The organism is Xylanimonas ulmi (assembly GCF_004216535.1).
Taxonomy (GTDB): domain Bacteria; phylum Actinomycetota; class Actinomycetes; order Actinomycetales; family Cellulomonadaceae; genus Xylanimonas; species Xylanimonas ulmi.
In genome coordinates, this window is sequence record NZ_SGWX01000001.1 from 461279 (window position 1) to 481020 (window position 19742).

General features: G+C 71.8%; 15 protein-coding genes. 14 read left to right on the forward strand and 1 reads right to left on the reverse strand.

Features of this window, described 5'->3' with window-relative positions; all coding sequences use genetic code 11:
- Positions 1–15 precede the first annotated feature (15 nt).
- The 13 genes from gatB (at position 16) to cimA (ending at position 17891) form a co-directional block, all read left to right on the forward strand.
- On the forward strand, positions 16–1524 hold the full coding sequence (gatB, locus tag EV386_RS01990) for an Asp-tRNA(Asn)/Glu-tRNA(Gln) amidotransferase subunit GatB (protein ID WP_130411837.1): 1509 nt from the start codon (positions 16–18) through the stop codon (positions 1522–1524).
- Between the two features lie 15 nt (positions 1525–1539).
- Positions 1540–2139 carry a GNAT family N-acetyltransferase gene (locus EV386_RS01995; RefSeq protein WP_130411839.1) on the forward strand — a complete coding sequence of 200 codons (600 nt, stop codon included), beginning with the start codon at positions 1540–1542 and terminating at the stop codon, positions 2137–2139.
- Between the two features lie 177 nt (positions 2140–2316).
- Entirely contained in the window at positions 2317–3789 is a 1473-nt protein-coding gene (locus tag EV386_RS02000; protein WP_130411841.1) for an NAD-dependent malic enzyme, read from the forward strand.
- Between the two features lie 90 nt (positions 3790–3879).
- Positions 3880–5403 (forward strand): peptide MFS transporter, encoded by a 1524-nt coding sequence (locus EV386_RS02005; RefSeq protein ID WP_242607793.1) that lies wholly within the window; start codon positions 3880–3882, stop codon positions 5401–5403.
- Between the two features lie 59 nt (positions 5404–5462).
- Positions 5463–7325, forward strand: a complete 1863-nt coding sequence (gene ilvD, locus EV386_RS02010) for a dihydroxy-acid dehydratase (protein ID WP_130411845.1) — start codon at positions 5463–5465, stop codon at positions 7323–7325.
- A gap of 79 nt (positions 7326–7404) precedes the next feature.
- Positions 7405–9114, forward strand: a complete 1710-nt coding sequence (ilvD, locus tag EV386_RS02015; protein WP_130411847.1) for a dihydroxy-acid dehydratase — start codon at positions 7405–7407, stop codon at positions 9112–9114.
- A gap of 344 nt (positions 9115–9458) precedes the next feature.
- Positions 9459–11297, forward strand: a complete 1839-nt coding sequence (locus EV386_RS02020; RefSeq protein ID WP_130411849.1) for an acetolactate synthase large subunit — start codon at positions 9459–9461, stop codon at positions 11295–11297.
- A gap of 2 nt (positions 11298–11299) precedes the next feature.
- Positions 11300–11824 carry an acetolactate synthase small subunit gene (gene ilvN / locus EV386_RS02025; protein ID WP_130411851.1) on the forward strand — a complete coding sequence of 175 codons (525 nt, stop codon included), beginning with the start codon at positions 11300–11302 and terminating at the stop codon, positions 11822–11824.
- Between the two features lie 49 nt (positions 11825–11873).
- Positions 11874–12899, forward strand: a complete 1026-nt coding sequence (gene ilvC, locus EV386_RS02030; RefSeq protein WP_130411853.1) for a ketol-acid reductoisomerase — start codon at positions 11874–11876, stop codon at positions 12897–12899.
- 213 nt (positions 12900–13112) lie between these two features.
- Positions 13113–13667, forward strand: coding sequence for an ASCH domain-containing protein (locus tag EV386_RS02035; protein ID WP_242607794.1), 555 nt, complete (start codon positions 13113–13115; stop codon positions 13665–13667).
- 79 nt (positions 13668–13746) lie between these two features.
- Positions 13747–14790, forward strand: coding sequence for a 3-isopropylmalate dehydrogenase (locus EV386_RS02040; protein ID WP_130411855.1), 1044 nt, complete (start codon positions 13747–13749; stop codon positions 14788–14790).
- Between the two features lie 106 nt (positions 14791–14896).
- Positions 14897–16060, forward strand: a complete 1164-nt coding sequence (locus EV386_RS02045) for a branched-chain amino acid aminotransferase (protein WP_130411857.1) — start codon at positions 14897–14899, stop codon at positions 16058–16060.
- A 229-nt stretch (positions 16061–16289) separates the two neighbouring features.
- Positions 16290–17891: a citramalate synthase gene (gene cimA / locus EV386_RS02050; protein WP_130411859.1), complete on the forward strand. Its 1602-nt coding sequence runs from the start codon at positions 16290–16292 to the stop codon at positions 17889–17891.
- On the opposite strand, the gene EV386_RS02055 is transcribed toward cimA, so the two are convergent.
- The gene (locus EV386_RS02055; RefSeq protein WP_130411861.1) at positions 17826–18773 is read right to left on the reverse strand and encodes an EamA family transporter; all 948 of its coding nucleotides are present in this window, start codon (positions 18771–18773) and stop codon (positions 17826–17828) included. The genes cimA and EV386_RS02055 overlap by 66 nt on opposite strands.
- A 70-nt stretch (positions 18774–18843) precedes the next feature.
- Between EV386_RS02055 and EV386_RS02060 the strand changes: the two genes are divergently transcribed.
- Positions 18844–19737, forward strand: a complete 894-nt coding sequence (locus EV386_RS02060; RefSeq protein WP_130411863.1) for a LysR family transcriptional regulator — start codon at positions 18844–18846, stop codon at positions 19735–19737.
- Positions 19738–19742 lie beyond the last annotated feature (5 nt).

Below are 19742 nucleotides of genomic sequence, written 5' to 3' on the forward strand. Positions count from 1 at the left end.
ACGGAGAACGAAACCGTGTCAGTGAGCACGCCCGCACTCGTCGACTACGCCGACGCCGTCAAGCGCTACGACCCGGTGCTCGGCATCGAGGTCCACGTCGAGCTCGGCACCCGCACCAAGATGTTCTGCGCGGCCGAGGTGTCCTTCGGCGCCGATCCCAACACGCAGACGACGCCGGTCAGCCTCGGCCTGCCCGGGGCCCTGCCCGTCGTCAACGGCGTCGCGGTCGAGTACGCCATCCGCATCGGCCTGGCCCTCAACTGCCAGATCGCCGAGACGTGCCGGTTCGCCCGGAAGAACTACTTCTACCCGGACGTTCCGAAGAACTTCCAGACCTCGCAGTACGACGAGCCGATCGCCTACGACGGCTGGGTCGACGTCGAGCTCGACGACGGCGCCATCTTCCGCGTCGAGATCGAGCGCGCGCACATGGAGGAGGACGCCGGCAAGAACACGCACGTCGGCGGCGCCACCGGGCGCATCCACGGCGCCGAGTACTCGCTGGTCGACTACAACCGCGCGGGCATCCCGCTCGTGGAGATCGTCACCAAGCCCATCGAGGGCGCCGGTGAGCGCGCCCCCGAGGTGGCCCGCGCGTACGTGCAGACGCTGCGCGACATCTTCCGCGCGCTGGAGGTGTCCGAGGCCCGCATGGAGCGTGGGAACGTGCGCGCCGACGTCAACGTCTCGCTGCGCCCCACGCCGCAGGACAAGCTCGGCACGCGCTCCGAGACCAAGAACGTCAACTCGTTCCGCTCGGTCGAGCGCACGGTGCGCTTCGAGATCTCGCGTCAGGCGGCGATCCTCGACGCGGGCGACGCCGTCGTCCAGGAGACCCGGCACTTCCACGAGGACACCGGCACGACGTCGTCGGGCCGGGTGAAGTCCGACGCCGAGGACTACCGCTACTTCCCCGAGCCGGACCTGGTGCCGGTCGCGCCCAGCCGCGAGTGGGTCGAGCGGATCCGCGCGACGCTGCCCGAGCTGCCCGCGGCGCGCCGTCGTCGGCTGCAGGGGGAGTGGGGCTACGCCGACGCCGAGATGCGCGACGTCGTCAACGCCGGCGCCGTCGAGCTCATCGAGGCGACGGTCGCCGGGGGCGCCAGCCCCGCGGCGGCGCGCAAGTGGTGGATGGGCGAGCTCGCGCGGCACGCCAAGCAGGCGGAGGTCAGCCTCGACGAGGTCGCGATCACGCCCGCTCAGATCGCGCAGCTCCAGGCGCTGGTCGACGCCGGGCGCATCAACGACAAGCTCGCGCGCCAGGTGCTTGACGGCGTCTTGGCCGGGGAGGGCGACCCCGAGGCGGTCGTCGTCGCGCGCGGCCTGGAGGTCGTGTCCGACGACGGCGCGCTGCTCGCCGCCGTCGACGCGGCGCTGGCCGCGCAGCCCGACATCGTCGAGAAGGTCCGGGGCGGCAACCTGGGGCCGGTCGGCGCGATCATCGGGGCCGTCATGAAGGCCACGAAGGGGCAGGCCGACGCCAAGCGCGTGCGCGAGCTGGTCCTTGAGCGCATCGGCTCTTGAGGGACGGAGGACGCCGTGACCCGGAGTCCTGAGCTCCACGGCGAGATGGTGCGCCTGCGGCCGCTTGAGTCTCGTGACGCGCAGCGCCTGTGGGACAGCCTGCAGGACCCGGAGGGCATGCGTCAGACGGGCACGACGGCGTCGTTCACGCGCGCGCAGATCGACGAGTGGGCGGCCAGCGTCAGCGACCGTCCCGGGCGGTATGACTGGGCGATCACGCCCGGCGCCGTCCGGGACGGGGCGCCGGTGAGCGACGACCTGATCGGCGAGATCGTGCTGAACGACATCGACGAGATCGCTCGCTCGGCCAACCTGCGCCTGCAGATGCTGCCCGACTACCGCGGGCGCGGCTACGGGCGCGAGGCGATCTGGGAGGTGCTGCGCTTCGCGTTCCACGGTGTGCGCGTCGACGGCGAGCACGAGCCCGGTCCGGGCCTGCACCGCGTGTCCCTGCAGGTCTTGAGCATCAACCCGCGCGCCCGGGCGCTGTACGAGTCGCTGGGCTTCCGCGAGGAGGGCCGGCTGCGCGACGCGTACCGCGACGGCGACGGCTGGGCGGACGCCATCGTCATGAGCATCCTGGAGGACGAGTACTGGGCCGCCGCAGGCCACTGACCACCCCCGCGAGGTACCGCTTCCGCGGCGAGATACCGTTCCTCGGCGCCGTATCCCGCCTCCGGTGACCGGATTCCGGTATCTCGCGGGAGGGGTGGGGTGGGTTGCGGTGGGGCGGGGTTCGGAGAAGCATCCTCTGGGACTCGACAACGGTCGGGCGACGAGAGGACGCAGACGATGACGATGCCCAGTCCCAGCTACACGATCACCTTGCGCGTCGAGGCCCCGGCCAGTCAGCGCGCGACGAGCGAGATCGTCCACGAGGTGGTCGCGGCGGGGGCAGCGGTGATGGGCGTCGACGTCGTCGACTCCCATCCCGCCACGATCGTCGTCGACGTCACCTGTGACACCGTCGACAGCGAGCACGGCGAGCGCATCGTCGCGGCGCTCGACGCCCTCGACGGCGTGCGGGTGCTCAAGATGTCGGACTCGACGTTCCTCATGCACCTCGGCGGCAAGATCGAGGTCACCCCCAAGGTGCCGCTCAAGACCCGCCGTGACCTGTCACGCGCCTATACCCCCGGGGTGGCGCGTGTCTGCCTGGCGATCGCCGACCATCCCGAGGACGCGCGCCGCCTGACCATCAAGCGCAATACGGTCGCGGTGGTCACCGACGGCACCGCCGTGCTCGGCCTGGGCGACATCGGACCCCAGGCGGCGATGCCGGTCATGGAGGGCAAGGCCGCGCTCTTCAAGCAGTTCGCGGGCGTCGACGCGTGGCCGCTGGCGCTCGACACCACCGACACCGAGGAGATCATCCGCACGGTCAAGGCGATCGCGCCAGGATTCGGCGGCGTCAACCTCGAGGACATCTCCGCGCCGCGCTGTTTCGAGATCGAGCGGCGACTGCGCGCGGAGCTCGACATCCCCGTCTTCCACGACGACCAGCACGGCACCGCCATCGTGGTGCTCGCGGCCCTGATCAACGCGCTCAAGGTCGTCGACAAGGCGATCGGCGACGTGCGGATCGCGGTGTCCGGAGTCGGCGCCGCTGGCAGCGCCATCGTCCGCCTCCTGCTGGCCCAGGGGGCCACCGACATCATCGCGTTCGACCGCCACGCCGCGCTCACGGCCGAGTCGGCCGCACGCGACGAGAACCGCCAGTGGCTGTTCGCGCACACCAATCCGACAGGCTTCCGGGGAACGCTCAGGCAAGGGCTGATCGGCGCCGACGTCTTCATCGGCGTCTCGGCCGCCAACATCCTCGACGGCGCGGACATCGCTCGGATGAACGATCGCGCCATCGTGTTCGCGCTGGCCAACCCGACGCCTGAGGTCGACCCCATCGCGGCGGGCGAGGTCGCCACCGTCGTCGCCAGCGGCCGCAGCGACTACCCGAACCAGATCAACAACGTCCTGGTGTTCCCGGGGCTGTTCCGCGGCCTGCTCGACTCGGGCGCGCGCCATATCGACGACGAGATGCTGCGTGTCGCGGCGGTGGCCATCGCGGGGGTCGTGGGGGACGACGAGCTCAACTCGGCGTACATCATCCCCAGCGTGTTCGACACGCGCGTCGCCGAGGCGGTCGCCGAGGCCGTCTCAGCCGCGCACCTGCGCACCCACCCCGTGGACGAGCGACGCGCGCACGACGCCGAGCACCTCGCGCACCAGGTCGATCGGGCGCTGCGGCCGGGGGCGCTCGGCCGTTGACGACGTCGGGCCGGCGCGCGGGCGGCGTGACGGTTTCTCGCGTCGCGGACCCCAGCGGCGCTCAGAGTCCGAGAGTGCGACCATCGGATGGTGACTGCCCATCCTGAGGCGCGGACCCCTGCCGCCGCGGTCGCCGGCGATCGCCGGTTCTTCGGCCATCCGCTCGCACTGTTCACCCTGTTCGGCACCGAGCTGTGGGAGCGCTTCAGCTACTACGGCATGCGCGCCATCCTCGTCTACTACATCACCGACACGATCGCCAACGGCGGGCTCGGGTTCGAGAAGTCGCAGGGTGAGGCCGTGGTGTCGATCTACGGCACCGGCGTGTATCTGCTGTCGATCGTCGGCGGCTGGTTCGCCGACCGCCTCATCGGCGCCTATCGGGCGACGTTCGTCGGCGGGGTCATCATCGCCGCGGGCCACGTCGCGCTCTCGCTCCCGTCGGCGGGGTTCAGCTGGCTGGGCATCTGCCTGGTGGCGCTCGGCACGGGCTTCCTCAAGCCCAACGTCTCCTCGATGGTGGGTGAGCTCTACGAGCGCCAGGACCCGCGCAGGCAGTCGGCGTTCTCGATCTTCTACATGGGCATCAACCTCGGCTCGTTCTTCAGCCCGCTCATCGTGGGCGGCGTGCGCAACGCGTGGGGCTACCACGCCGGATTCCTGGTCGCCGCGATCGGCATGGCGTTCGCGCTGGTCTGCTTCGTCGCGGGGCGCAAGCTCCTGGCCGGGGCGGGCGACCACATCGAGAACCCGATCACCCCGCAGGAGCGCCCCAAGGTCGTGCGCCTGCTGGTGCTGATCGTGGTCGGCGTCGCGGTGCTCTACCTCGTCGTCGCTGCGCTGAACTCGACGTTCGGCCTGCGCGCGATCGTCAACTCGCTGAGCTACCTGGCGTTCATCGTGCCGATCGCGTTCTTCCTCGTGATGTACCGCTCGCCCCAGGTCAGCGTCGCCGAGCGCAGCCGACTGCTCGCCTACATCCCGCTGTTCGTCGCCGCGATGCTCTTCTTCATGATCTTCGAGCAGGCCGCGACGACGCTGTCGACCTATGCGCGCGACGAGACGGTCCTGTCGTTCCTGTGGTTCCACGACTTCAGCCCCGAGGTGTTCCAGTCGGTCAATCCGCTGGGCATCATCGTGCTGGCGCCGGTCTTCGCGTGGGTGTGGCTGCGCACCGGCGACCGGCCCGCCACGCCCTACAAATTCGCGATCGGCCTCGCGCTCGCGGCGATCTCGTTCCTGTTCCTGGCCGGCGCCTCGGCGGTGTCGGGCGACGCCAAGACCGGCGCCTGGGTGCTTGGCCTGGTCTACGTGATCCAGACGCTCGGCGAGCTGTGCCTGTCGCCCGTGGGACTGGCGGCCACGACGCTGTTGGCCCCACGCGCGTTCCGCGGGCAGGCGATGGCGCTGTGGTTCCTCGCCCCGGCCGCGGGGCAGGCCATCACCGCGCAGCTTGTCCAGGCCACCGAGGGTGTGGCGCCGACGCCGTTCTTCGGCGGCATCGGCGCGGTCGCGCTCGTGTTCGCGGGCGTCGTCGCGGCCCTCGGGCCGTGGGTGCTGCGCCGCATGCGCGCGGCCGACGCTGTCGAGGGCGTGCACACCTCGGGCGACTGACGGGTCAGCCTGCGGACGGGGGGCATCCACCCTGCGGACGCCGGCGTAGGGTTACCGCCATGAGTCGGCCCCTGCGCTCCCGTACCTCGACCCACGGCCGCAACATGGCGGGTGCGCGCGCCCTGTGGCGCGCGACCGGCATGGGCGCCGAGGACTTTGGAAAGCCGATCATCGCGATCGCCAATTCCTACACCCAGTTCGTCCCCGGGCACGTCCACCTCAAGGACATGGGTGACCTGGTGGGGTCGGCGATCCGCGAGGCCGGCGGCGTCGCCAAGGAGTTCAACACCATCGCCGTCGACGACGGCATCGCGATGGGCCACGGCGGCATGCTCTACTCGCTGCCCAGCCGCGACCTCATCGCGGACAGCGTCGAGTACATGGTCAACGCGCACACGGCCGACGCGCTGGTGTGCATCTCCAACTGCGACAAGATCACGCCCGGCATGCTCAACGCCGCCCTGCGCCTGAACATCCCCACGATCTTCGTCTCCGGCGGGCCCATGGAGGCCGGCAAGGCGGTCGTGGCCGACGGCGTGGCCAAGACGCACCTGAACCTCATCAGCGCGATCAACTACTCGGCCGACGACAACGTCTCCGACAGCGCCTTGGGCCTCGTCGAGGAGAACGCCTGCCCCACGTGCGGGTCGTGCTCGGGCATGTTCACCGCCAACTCGATGAACTGCCTGACCGAGGCGCTGGGCCTGTCGCTGCCGGGCAACGGCTCGACGCTCGCGACGCACACCGCGCGCAAGGACCTGTTCCTTGAGGCGGGCCGCACCATCGTCGACCTCGCCAAGCGCTACTACGAGGACGCCGACGACGCCGCGGCTCCCCGGGGCATCGCCACCAAGGCCGCCTTCACCAACGCCATGACGCTCGACGTCGCCATGGGCGGCTCGACCAACACGGTGCTGCACATCCTCGCCGCCGCCCAGGAGGCCGAGGTTGACTTCACGCTCGACGACATCGACGCGATCAGCCGCCGCGTGCCGTGCCTGAGCAAGGTCGCGCCGAACCACCCCGACTTCCACATGGAGGACGTGCACCGCGCGGGCGGCATCCCCGCGCTGCTGGGCGAGCTCGACCGCGCGGGCCTGCTGGACCACGCGGTGACCTCGGTCCACACCCCGACGCTGCGCGCGTGGCTCGACGACTGGGACATCCGCGGTGGCAAGGCGACCGAGCGCGCGACCGCTCTGTTCCACGCCGCGCCGGGAGGCGTGCGCACCACCCAGGCCTTCTCGACGTCGAACGTGTGGGAGTCGCTCGACACCGACGCGGCCACCGGCTGCATCCGCGACGTCGCACACGCCTACACGGTCGAGGGCGGCCTCGCGGTGCTCAAGGGCAACCTGGCGCAGGACGGCGCGATCATCAAGACCGCCGGCATCGACCCCGACGTCTTCCACTTCGTCGGCAAGGCCCTGGTGGTCGAGTCGCAGGAGCAGGCGGTCGAGAAGATCCTCACCAAGCAGGTCGAGCCGGGCCACGTCGTCGTCGTGCGCTACGAGGGCCCCGCGGGCGGTCCCGGCATGCAGGAGATGCTCTACCCGACGTCGTTCATCAAGGGCCGCGGGCTCGGCAAGGTCGTCGCGCTCATCACCGACGGGCGCTTCTCGGGCGGCTCGTCCGGAATCTCGGTGGGCCACGTGTCCCCGGAGGCGGCGGCGGGCGGCACGATCGGCCTGGTCGAGGACGGCGACGAGATCGAGATCGACGTCGAGTCGCGGATCATCCGGGTCAACGTGTCCGACGCGGTGCTCGCCGAGCGGCGCGCCAAGATGGAGGCGTCCGAGTTCCCGTGGACGCCCCAGGAGCGCGACCGGTACGTGTCGCCGGCGCTGCGCGCCTACGCCGCCATGGCGACGTCGGCCGACCGCGGCGCCGTGCGGGACGTTTCGCGTCTGCCGCGCCGCTAGGTCGGCCCGGCCGCCGCCACGGCCTGGCGCTGTTGGGCCTGGCGCTGCGGGGCTCGGATGGCGGGCTTACGTTGCGGGTATGGGGTCCGACAGCGGTGAGGGGCGCTCGCTCAAGCCTCGGTCGTGGCAGGTGACCGAGGGCCTGGAGGCGACCGCAGCGCGCGGAATGCTGCGCGCGGTGGGCATGGGCGACGACGACTTCGACAAGCCGCAGATCGGGGTCGCCTCGTCATGGAACGAGATCACTCCGTGCAACTTGTCGCTCGACCGGCTCGCGCAGGCGTGCAAGGAGGGCGTGCACGCCGCGGGCGGGTACCCGCTCGAGTTCGGGACCATCTCGGTGTCTGACGGCATCTCGATGGGGCACGAGGGCATGCACTTCTCGCTCGTGTCGCGCGACGTCATCGCCGACTCGGTCGAGGTGGTCATGTCGGCCGAGCGGCTCGACGGGTCGGTGCTGCTGGCCGGGTGCGACAAGTCGCTGCCCGGCATGCTCATGGCCGCGGCGCGGCTCGACCTGGCGAGCGTGTTCCTCTACGCCGGGTCGATCATGCCCGGCTGGGTCAGGCTGTCGGACGGCTCGGAGCGCCAGGTGACCATCATCGACGCGTTCGAAGCCGTCGGGGCGTGCGCGCGCGGGCTCATGAGCGAGGAGGACGTCGGCCGCATCGAGCGCGCCATCTGCCCCGGCGAGGGCGCGTGCGGCGGCATGTACACCGCCAACACCATGGCCTCGGCGGCCGAGGCGCTCGGGATGTCGCTGCCGGGCTCGGCCGCGCCGCCGTCGGCCGACCGGCGGCGCGACGCCTGGGCGCACCGCTCGGGCGAGGCCGTCGTCAACCTGCTGCGCCAGGGGGTCACCGCCCGGCAGATCCTGACCAAGGAGGCGTTCGAGAACGCCATCGCCGTCGTCATGGCCTTCGGTGGCTCGACCAACGCTGTGCTGCACCTGCTGGCCATCGCGCACGAGGCCGAGGTCGACCTCACGCTCGCCGACTTCGACCGGATCGGCGACCGCGTGCCGCACCTGGGCGACCTCAAGCCGTTCGGGCGCTACGTCATGAACGACGTCGACCGGGTGGGCGGCGTGCCCGTGGTGATGAGGGCGCTGTTGGAGGCGGGCCTCGTGCACGGCGACGCCCTGACGGTGACGGGCCGGACGGTCGCGGAGAACCTCGCGGACATCGCCCCGCCCGACCCTGACGGCGTCATCCTGCGCGCGATGGACAACCCGATCCACGCGACGGGCGGCATCACGATCCTGGGCGGATCGCTCGCGCCCGACGGCGCCGTCGTGAAGTCCGCGGGGTTCGCGCAGGACGTCTTCGAAGGGACTGCGCGCGTGTTCGAGCGCGAGCGCGCCGCGCTCGACGCCCTGGAGGACGGCACCATCACCGAGGGCGACGTCGTCGTCATCCGCTATGAGGGGCCCCAGGGCGGGCCGGGCATGCGCGAGATGCTCGCGATCACCGGGGCGATCAAGGGCGCCGGGTTTGGCAAGGACGTGCTGCTGGTCACCGACGGCCGGTTCTCGGGCGGCACCACGGGGCTGTGCGTGGGGCACATCGCCCCCGAGGCCGTCGACGGCGGCCCCATCGCGTTCGTGCGCGACGGTGACCGCATCCGCCTCGACGTGCGCGCCAAGACGCTCGACCTGCTGGTCGACGACGGCGAGCTCGCCGCCCGCCGCGAGGGCTGGGCGCCGCTCGCGCACCCGTACACGCGCGGTGTGCTCGCGAAGTACACGAAACTCGTGCAGTCCGCCTCGCGCGGCGCCGTCCTGGAGTGACTCGGGCGCGAGCGTCCCGGAAAGGCGGCTTCCCGGGGCCGGTGGGCGACATCGCGGGACGCTCGGCGGGCGTGTCCGACGGCCGATCGGCGATCCCACGATGTGGGAAGCGCGCCACAAGAGGTGACACCCCGCGCCCAGCGGCGTAGGTTGCCGACATGCAGACGATCCGCCTCGTAGTACTTCCCGGGCGCGCTGGCTGACGCCAGACGTACCGACGGCCTCGTCAGCGCGCTCACCCTCCGATCGTCCCCGCAGCTCCACCAGGGGAACCCGGGGGGTTTTTTACTGCCCCGCACCACCAGCACCACCAGCACCGCACCACCGACTGGCAGGAGATTCCGATGGCAACGCCGCACCCGAGCCCCGCACAGGTCGCCGCGCGCAGCACCGTCGTCGTCCCCGGCGCGCAGACGGCTCCGTCCGTCGCCGGCGAGACGATGTCGGGCGCGCAGGCCGTCGTCCGCTCGCTTGAGGAGGTCGGCGCGGAGGTCGTCTTCGGCATTCCCGGCGGCGCGATCCTGCCCGCGTACGACCCGCTGCTCGACTCCACGCGCCTGCGCCACATCCTGGTGCGCCACGAGCAGGGCGGCGGGCACGCGGCGTCGGGCTACGCGCACGCGACCGGCAAGGTCGGGGTCACGATGGCGACCTCGGGCCCCGGCGCCACCAACCTTGTGACGCCGCTGGCCGACGCCAACATGGACTCGATCCCGATGGTCGCCATCACGGGTCAGGTCGGCGCGGCGATGATCGGCACCGACGCGTTCCAAGAGGCCGACATCGTCGGCATCACGATGCCGGTCACCAAACACTCCTACCTGGTGACCGACGCGGCCGACATCCCGCGCACCATCGCCGAGGCCTTTCACATCGCCGCGACGGGCCGCCCCGGCCCGGTGCTCGTGGACATCGCGAAGTCGGCGCTGCAGGCGAGCGCGCCGTTCGCCTGGTCGAACGAGCCCCGCCTGCCCGGCTACCACCCGGTGACCAAGCCGCACGCCAAGCAGGTGCGCGAGGCCGCGCGGCTGCTGGCGACCTCGCGGCGCCCCGTGCTGTACGTGGGCGGCGGCGTCATCCGGGCTCAGGCGTGGGAGGGCCTGCGCGCGCTGGTCGACCTGTCGGGGGCGCCGGTCGTGACCACGCTCATGGCGCGCGGCGCCGTGCCGGACACGCACCCGCAGCACCTGGGCATGCCCGGCATGCACGGCACGGTCCCGGCCGTCGCGGCGCTGCAGAAGGCCGACCTCATCGTGGCGCTCGGCGCCCGGTTCGACGACCGCGTCACCGGCCAGCTCTCGTCGTTCGCGCCGCACGCCACCGTCGTGCACGCCGACATCGACCCGGCCGAGATCGGCAAGAACCGCACGGCGGACGTGCCCATCGTCGGCGACCTGCGCGAGGTGCTGGGCGACCTGGCGCCCGCGCTGCGGGCCGAGCACGAGCGGGTCGGGCTGCCGGACCTCGCCGGCTGGTGGCGCCAGATCGACGAGTGGCGCAAGACCTACCCGCTCGGCTACACCCCGACGGCCGACGGGCTGCTGTCGCCCCAGCACGTGATCCAACGGCTGGGCGAGGTCAACGGCCCCGACACGGTCTTCGTCTCGGGCGTCGGACAGCACCAGATGTGGGCGTCGCAGTTCATCACCTACGAGCACCCGCGCACGTGGATCAACTCCGGCGGCCTGGGCACCATGGGTTACGCGGTCCCCGCGGCCATGGGCGCCAAGGTCGGGCGCCCGGACGCGAACGTGTGGGCGATCGACGGCGACGGCTGCTTCCAGATGACCAACCAGGAGCTGGCCACCTGCACGATCAACGACATCCCCATCAAGGTGGCGCTGATCAACAACAGCTCACTCGGCATGGTGCGCCAGTGGCAGACGCTCTTCTACGAGGAGCGCTACTCGAACACCGACCTGCACACAGGGCACGGCACGATGCGCGTGCCGGACTTCGTCAAGCTCGCCGAGGCGTACGACGCCGTCGGCATCCGCGTCGAGAGGGCGTCCGACGTCGACGACGCGATCCGCCGCGCCAACGAGGTCGACGACCGGCCCGTCGTCGTCGACTTCACCGTCTCGCGCGACGCGCTGGTGTGGCCCATGGTCGCGGCCGGCGTGAGCAACGACGAGATCCAGTACGCCCGCGGCATCTCGCCGTCCTGGGACCGAGAGGATTAACGATGACCCGCCACACGCTGTCCGTCCTGGTCGAGAACAAGCCCGGCGTGCTCACACGCGTCGCGGGGCTGTTCGCCCGGCGCGCGTTCAACATCCACTCGCTCGCGGTGGGCCCGACCGAGCACGAGGAGATCTCGCGCATCACCGTCGTCGTCGACGTCGACGCGCTGCCGCTCGAGCAGGTGACCAAGCAGCTCAACAAGTTGGTGCACGTCATCAAGATCGTCGAGCTCGAGTCCGAGTCCTCGATCCAGCGGCAGCTGCTGCTGGTCAAGGTCCGCGCCGACGCGCAGACCCGCTCGGGTGTGCTCGAGGTCGTCAACCTGTTCCGCGCGCACGTCGTGGACGTGGTGCCCGATACGGTGGTCGTCGAGGCCATCGGCACCGACGCCAAGCTCACGGCCCTGATCGGGGCGCTCGAGCCGTACGGCATCCGCGAGATCGTGAAGTCCGGGACCATCGCCATCGGGCGCGGGTCGCGGTCGATCACGGACCGCGCGCTTGAGCGCGTGCGGGCCACCGCCTGACCCCCGAACCATCCGACCCTTCCACCCACGCATCCTGAGGAGCATCACCGTGGCAGAGCTTTTCTATGACGACGACGCCGACCTGTCGCTGATCCAGGCCAAGAAGGTCGCCGTCATCGGCTACGGCAGCCAGGGGCACGCGCACGCGCTCAACCTGCGCGACTCGGGCGTCGACGTCCGCATCGGCCTCAAGGAGGGCTCGAAGTCGCGCCCCAAGGCCGAGGAGCAGGGCTTTCGCGTCCTGACCCCGGCCGAGGCCGCCGCCGAGGCCGACGTCATCGTCATCCTCGCCCCCGACCAGGTGCAGCGTCACCTGTACGCCGACGACATCGCGCCGAACCTCAAGGCGGGCGACACGCTCGTGTTCGGGCACGGCTTCAACATCCGCTTCGGCTACATCAAGCCGGCCGAGGGCGTCGACGTCATCATGGTCGCCCCGAAGGCGCCGGGCCACACCGTGCGCCGCGAGTTCGTCGCCGGTCGCGGCATCCCGGACATCATCGCCGTCGAGCAGGACGCCTCGGGCAAGGCCTGGGACGTCGCGCTGGCCTACGCCAAGGCCATCGGCGGCACGCGTGCGGGCGTCATCAAGACGACGTTCACCGAGGAGACCGAGACCGACCTGTTCGGCGAGCAGGCCGTGCTGTGCGGCGGCGTCTCGCACCTGGTCCAGGCGGGCTTCGAGACCCTGACCGAGGCCGGCTACCAGCCGGAGATCGCCTACTTCGAGGTGCTGCACGAGCTCAAGCTCATCGTCGACCTCATGTGGGAGGGCGGCATCGCCAAGCAGCGCTGGTCGGTCTCCGACACGGCCGAGTACGGCGACTACGTCTCGGGCCCGCGCGTCGTGACCCCGGCGGTCAAGGACTCGATGAAGGCGATCCTCGCGGACATCCAGTCGGGCGCCTTCGCCCAGCGGTTCATCGCCGACCAGGACAACGGCGGCAAGGAGTTCTTCGAGCTGCGCGAGAAGGAGGCCCAGCACCCGATCGAGAGGACCGGCCGCGAGCTGCGCGCCCACTTCGCGTGGAAGCAGCAGGACACCGACTACACCGAGGGCTCCGCCGCGCGCTGAGGAGTGCAGCGTAGGCGGGGGCGAGCGCAGCGAGTCCCCGCCGGAGCGGAGCCCCGAAGGCGCGCGGCCATGGGGTCTGCGCGCTGAGGAGTGGGTTTCGACAGGCTCAACCACCGATGGGCTCAACCACCGGTGGGCTCAACCACCGGTGGTTGAGCCTGTCGAAACCACCCCCGATCCGCCCCTCGCACCGGCACCTGCTTGGATGGTCTCGTGACCCACGACCTGCACGCCCCCGACGCCACCGAGCCTCCCGCCGACGACGCCGAGCAGGCGCGCCGGATCCAGGAGTTCTGGGAGACGGCCCGCACGCGCGCCGGGATGGCGCGCATCGGCGTCGTCGTGGGGACCGGGTGGACCGAGACGCTGCCGCCGCCCGCGTGGTCGTTCGGCGACTCGCCCGCACTGGCCGACGAGCTGCTCGCGCTGGTCCTGGCCGGGGTCAAGACCGCCACGTCCTCGCTCGCCGTGGAGTACGGCGACGACGAGCCCGCGCCCCAGCCCGGCGAGCTCTCGGTGGTGCTCGACGGCGCCGGCGCGCCGCAGGCGCTCATCCGCACGACGGCGGTCGACGTCGTCGCGTTCGGCGCCGTGACCGAGGAGTTCGCGCGGCGTGAGGGGGAGGGCGACGGGTCGCTGACGTCCTGGCGGGCCGAGCACGAGGCGTACTGGCGACGGAGCATGCCCGAGGGGCACGAGTTCTCGCCCGACCTGGAGGTCCTGTGCGAGCGGTTCGAGCTGCTCTACCCGAAGGCGCAGTCGCGGTGACGACGATCGCGCGCCACGCACGTCCACGCTGCGAGACACGCGTCCCGCATGGTGGCTGGTCAGCGGTATTCTCGGGCGCATGACGCGCAACATCGAGCTGGCAGTGGTCGCGGGCGACGGCATCGGCACCGAGGTCGTCGAGCAGGGGCTGACGGTCCTGGAGGCGGCGCTCGCCGGATCCGACATCGCCGTGGCCACCACCGACTTCGACCTGGGCGCGCGCCGCTGGCACGCCACCGGCGAGACGCTGACCGACGAGACGCTCGACGCGATCAAGGGCCACGACGCGATCCTGCTCGGCGCGATCGGCGACCCGACCGTCCCGTCGGGTGTGCTTGAGCGCGGCCTGCTGCTCAAGCTGCGCTTCGCGCTCGACCACTACGTCAACCTGCGGCCCAACAAGCTCTACCAGGGCGTCACCTCGCCGCTCGCGAACCCGGGCGACGTGGACTTCGTCGTCGTGCGTGAGGGCACCGAGGGCCCGTACGTCGGCAACGGCGGCTCGATCCGCACCGGCACGCCCCACGAGGTCGCCACCGAGGTCTCGCTCAACACGGCCTTCGGCGTCGAGCGCGTGGTGCGCTACGCGTTCGCCCAGGCCGCGCGGCGCGAGCGCAAGCACCTGACCCTGGTGCACAAGCACAACGTGCTGGTCAACGCCGGGCACCTGTGGCGCCGCACGGTCGAGGCCGTCAACGCCGAGTTCCCCGAGGTCACCACCGACTACCTGCACGTCGACGCCGCGACGATCTTCCTGGTCACCAACCCGTCGCGGTTCGACGTGATCGTCACCGACAACCTGTTCGGCGACATCATCACCGACGAGGCCGCCGCGATCACGGGCGGCATGGGCCTGGCCGGCTCGGCCAACATCAACCCGGACGGGGCGTTCCCGAGCATGTTCGAGCCCATCCACGGCTCGGCGCCCGACATCGCCGGACAGGGCAAGGCCGACCCCACGGCCACGGTGCTGAGCGTGAGCATGATGCTCGACCACCTGGGCCTGACCGAGCAGGCCGTCCGCGTCGAGCGGGCCGTCGCGGCCGACCTGGCCGAGCGCGGCGGCGCCGTGCGCACGACGGCGCAGGTCGGCGTCGACCTCGCGGCTCGCGTGCGCGGCTGACCGCGCCACGACACCGCAGAGGCGGCGCCGGAACACGCCCCCCGCGGGGGTTCCCGCGGGCGTGGGCGTGGAAGACTGAGGCGTTCACATGGAAAGGCGTACACCGATGACGAGCACGACTGAGCCGACCACCGCCGGGCTGGGTGCGGCCGGGGCGGGGATCCTGTCGCAGGACATCGAGGAGATCGCGTCGCTGTTCAGCGTCTCGCGGACCGACGCCCCGACGTCGGACGACGAGCGGGCGGCGATGCTGGAGAGCCCGAAGTTCGGCACGGTCTTCAGCGACCACATGGCGCGCGTCTCGTGGCGCCGCGACGAGGGCTGGGTTCACCGCCGTGTCGAGCCGTACGGGCCGCTGCGGCTCGACCCGGCCACGGCCGTCCTGCACTACGGGCAGGAGATCTTCGAGGGCATGAAGGCCTACCGGCACGCCGACGGCGCTGTCTGGACGTTCCGGCCCGAGGAGAACGCCGCGCGCCTGGCGCGCTCGGCCCACCGCCTGGCCCTGCCGGCGCTCCCGGTCGACGACTTCATCGCGGCCTGCGCCGTGCTGGTGCGCACCGACATCGACTGGGTGCCCTCGTCGCCCGACTCGAGCCTGTACCTGCGCCCCTTCATGTTCGCCTCGGAGCCGTTCTTGGGCGTGCGGCCCTCGAACGAGGTCGAGTTCCTGGTCATCGCCTCGCCGTCAGGCGCGTACTTCGCCGGCGGCGTCAAGCCCGTGTCGATCTGGGTCGACGCCGAGTACCACCGCACGGGCCCCGGCGGGACCGGCGCGGCCAAGTGCGGCGGCAACTACGCCGCGAGCCTGCTGCCCCAGGAGGAGGCGGCCGCCAAGGGCTTCGACCAGGTGTGCTTCCTCGACGGCGCCTCGAACACCTATCTCGAGGAGCTCGGCGGCATGAACGTCTTCCTCGTCATGGACGACGGGTCGGTGCACACGCCCGAGCTGACCGGATCGATCCTCGAGGGCGTCACGCGCTCGTCGATCCTGCGGCTGGCCGCCGACCACGGGCGCGACGTCGTCGAGCGCCGCATCCCGCTGAGCGACCTCGTCGAGGGGCTGGGCAGCGGACGGGTCACTGAGGTCTTCGCGTGCGGCACGGCCGCCGTGGTGACCCCCGTGGGCCGCATGGCGGGCGAGACGTTCGACGCGACGGTGGGCGACGGGCAGCCGGGTGAGCTGACCACGACGATCCGCCAGGAGCTCACCGACATCCAGTACGGCCGCGCGGCCGACCGGCACGGCTGGATGCGCCGGCTGGCCTGAGCGGCCGGGGCCAGGCACAACGGAGCCGGCCCACGCGGGGACGCTCGGTGAGCGAACGTCGAGCATCCCCGCGCGGGCCGTGTGGCACTATGGGCCTGTGCAGCACACCCGCAGCATCATTGCGTAGCGCGTCCGGCGCCACCCTCCCCGGACGCGCAGACCTTCCGTCCCCGGAGGGTCTTTTTTGTTGGCGGAACAAGCAGGACTGCTTCAGGAAGAAGGACCCGACGTGACCTTCGACGTGTACGACACCACGCTGCGCGACGGCGCGCAGCAGGAGGGCATGAACCTCACCGTCGCGGACAAGCTCGCGATCGCGCCGCTGCTCGACGAGCTCGGCGTCGGGTTCATCGAGGGCGGCTGGCCGGGCGCGATCCCCAAGGACACCGAGTTCTTCCGGCGCGCGCGCACCGAGCTGACGCTTAAGAACGCGGTGCTCGCGGCGTTCGGCGCGACCCGCAAGGCCGGCGTCACGGTCGACGCCGACCCCCAGGTCCGCGCGCTGCTCGACGCGGAGGCGCCCGTGGTGACCCTCGTCGCCAAGTCCGACGTGCGGCACGTCGAGCGCGCGCTGCGCACCACGCGCGAAGAGAACCTCGCGATGATCACCGACACCGTCCGATTCCTTGTCGCGCAGGGCCGCCGCGTGGTGCTCGACGCCGAGCACTTCTACGACGGCTTCCGCTTCGACCCCGCCTACGCGACGTCGGCCGTGCGGGCTGCGTTCGACGCCGGCGCCGAGGTCGTCACGCTGTGCGACACCAACGGCGGCATGCTTCCGGCCTTCGTCACCGACGTCGTCGGCGCCGTGCGCGCGGCCGTCGGGCAGGGGCCGCGGCTGGGCATGCACGCCCATAACGACACCGGCTGCGCGGTCGCGAACTCGCTCGCCGCGGTCGCCGCGGGGGCCAGCCACGTGCAGGGCACGGTCAACGGCTATGGCGAGCGCACGGGCAACGCCGACCTCATCGCCGTCGTCGCGAACCTGGAGCTCAAGCACGGCGTCGAGCTGCTCGTGAACGCCGGGCTGCGCGAGGCCACCCGCATCGCGCACGCCATCGCGGAGATCACCAACATCGCGCCGTTCGCGCGCCAGCCGTACGTGGGTGCGAGCGCGTTCGCGCACAAGGGAGGCCTGCACGCCTCGGCGATCAAGGTCGACCCCGACCTGTACCAGCACGTCGACCCGGTCGCCGTCGGCAACGACATGCGCATGCTCGTCTCGGAGATGGCCGGTCGCGCGTCGATCGAGCTCAAGGGGCGCGAGCTCGGCTTCGACCTGACGGGGCAGGGCGACCTGCTCGCGCGCGTGACCACGCGCGTCAAGGACGCCGAGGCGGCGGGCTACACCTACGACGCCGCGGACGCCTCGTTCGAGCTGCTGCTGCGCGAGGAGCTGACGGGTCAGCGGCCTGTCTACTTCGAGGTCGAGTCGTGGCGCACGATCATCGAGACCCTGCCGGGCCAGGGGCAGGGCCGCGGAGCGGTCGCCTCGGCCGAGGCGACCGTCAAGCTGCGCGCGGGCGGTGAGCGCATCGTCAGCACCGGCGAGGGCAACGGTCCCGTCAACGCGCTCGACCAGGCGCTGCGTAAGGCGCTCGTGCGCACCTACCCGCAGATCGAGCGGTTCGCGCTCACCGACTTCAAGGTGCGCATCCTCGAGTCCGAGCAGGGCACCGACTCGACCACTCGCGTGCTCGTGGTGACCACCGACGGTGAGCGCACCTGGTCGACCGTCGGCGTGGGGCCCAACATCATCGAGGCGTCATGGGAGGCGCTGCTCGACGCGCACGTCTTCGGCCTGCTGCAGGCCAAGGTCGAGGCGCGCTGACTTCGGCGCCGCCCGGCGTCCGGCCCACAGCACACCCGCGACGACCAGCGCGGAGCCCGCAAGCTCGCCGACGCTGGGCGTCTCGCCGAGCGCCAGCCAGGCCGCGGTGACGCCGACGACGGGCACGAGCATCGAGTAGGGGGCGACGCGTCCGGCCGGGTGACGCGCCATGAGCGCGGTCCACAGCCCGGAGCCGAGCAGCGTGCCGAGCAGCACCGTGTAGGCGAGCCCGCCGAGCGCGAGCGCGCCCGTGCGCGAGCCGAGCGTCGTGAACGAGGCGGCGATCGCCGTCGGGCCCTCGAAGGCGAGCGACGCGGCGGCCATGGGCACGGGCGGCACCACGCTCATCCACAGCACCAGGCGCAGGGGCTTGACGTCGGGCGCCGAGGCGACCGCGAGCCGGTTGCCGAGGTTGCCGAACGCCCAGCCGAGACCGCCTGCGATCACGAGGAGGAACGGCGCCAGGCCCGCGGCGGCCCAGCGCTCGCGGCCGACGACGACCAGCCCCGCCACGGCGACCGCGACGCCGACCAGTTGGCGTGCGCGCAGCGGCTCACGCAGTAGCGCGGCGCCCAACAGCACCGTGAACGGCGCCGAGCACTGCAGCACGAGCGAGGCGATCCCCGCGGGCATCCCGGCCGCCATGCCCGCGTAGAGGAAGAGGAACTGCAGCACGCCGAACCCGGCGCCGTACAGCAGCCACCAGCGCACCGGGACGCGCGGCCACGGGACCAAGAGCACGGTGGGCACGGCGATCACGGCGAACCGCAGCGCGACGGCGAGCAAGGGTGGGAACTGGTCGAGCGTCGCGTCGATCGCGACGAAGTTCAGCCCCCACAGGACGGCGACGGCGACGGCGATCAGGCGATGACGCGTAGGCACCCGGCGATCGTGCCGTGGATTCTTTGAAGGCACAATCATGGCTTGACGCGCCACGATGTAGGTTGCCTTCATGGAGCCGCAGCATTTGGCGTTGCTGCGCGACCTGGCGTTGCACGGCACCGTCACGGCCGTCGCGGCCGCGACCTGCCGCACGCCGTCAGCGGTGTCGCAGCAGCTCAAGGTCGCCCAGCGCCGCGCGGGCGTCGCGCTGGTCGAGCCCGACGGCCGGGGACTGCGCCTGACCGCGGCCGGGCGCCTGGCCGCCGAGCTGGGCCAGGAGGTCGAGGTCGCGCTCGCGCGCGCGGCCGCCCGCTGGGACGCCTACCGTGGCGCGAGCACCGGCGCCGTGCGCGTGGCCGCGTTCCCGAGCGCCGCCGCGCTCCTGCTGCCGCGCGTGCTCGGCGAGCTCGCCGCCGTCGGCGTCGAGGTGGTGTGCGACGACGTCGACGTCGCCGAGCGCGAGTACGCGGCGCTCGTCACCACGCACGACATCGTCATCGCGCACTCGCTGGACGGGCCGACGCCGCGCGGCGCCGAGGGGCTGCGCTGCGTCCCGCTCGCGCGTGAGCCCCTCGACCTCGCCATGGCGGCAGGTCACCGGCTTGCCGTCCGCCCGAGCGTCACCGCGGTCGAGGCGGCCGGCGAGACGTGGGTCGGCGTGCCGTCCGGCTACCCGTTCGACGCCGTCGCCCGCGCGGTCGCCGCGAAGGCGGGCCGCGGCCTGCGCGTCGCGCAGCGGGTGCGCGACAACCGCCTCGTCGAGGCGCTCGTCGCGGCGAGCGACCACGTCGCGGTGCTCGGGCGCCTGACGACGCCGTCGGGCGGCGGCGTCGTGCTGCGCCCACTGGCGGATGTGCCGGCGACGCGCCACGTCGTGGCGGTGCTGCGTCCCGACCGCGCCGAGCGCCTCGTGGTCGCCACGGCGCTCGACGCGCTGCGGCGCGCGGGCGCGGCGGCCCAGTGACCGGG

Bases quoted from the DNA above. Each gene is read 5' to 3' on its own strand.
- EV386_RS02000 (WP_130411841.1), top strand. From the start codon at position 2,317: ATGACGATGCCCAGTCCCAGCTACACGATCACCTTGCGCGTCGAGGCC.
- ilvD (WP_130411845.1), top strand. From the start codon at position 5,463: ATGAGTCGGCCCCTGCGCTCCCGTACCTCGACCCACGGCCGCAACATG.
- ilvD (WP_130411847.1), top strand. From the start codon at position 7,405: ATGGGGTCCGACAGCGGTGAGGGGCGCTCGCTCAAGCCTCGGTCGTGG.
- EV386_RS02020 (WP_130411849.1), top strand. From the start codon at position 9,459: ATGGCAACGCCGCACCCGAGCCCCGCACAGGTCGCCGCGCGCAGCACC.
- ilvN (WP_130411851.1), top strand. From the start codon at position 11,300: ATGACCCGCCACACGCTGTCCGTCCTGGTCGAGAACAAGCCCGGCGTG.
- EV386_RS02040 (WP_130411855.1), top strand. From the start codon at position 13,747: ATGACGCGCAACATCGAGCTGGCAGTGGTCGCGGGCGACGGCATCGGC.
- EV386_RS02045 (WP_130411857.1), top strand. From the start codon at position 14,897: ATGACGAGCACGACTGAGCCGACCACCGCCGGGCTGGGTGCGGCCGGG.
- EV386_RS02060 (WP_130411863.1), top strand. From the start codon at position 18,844: ATGGAGCCGCAGCATTTGGCGTTGCTGCGCGACCTGGCGTTGCACGGC.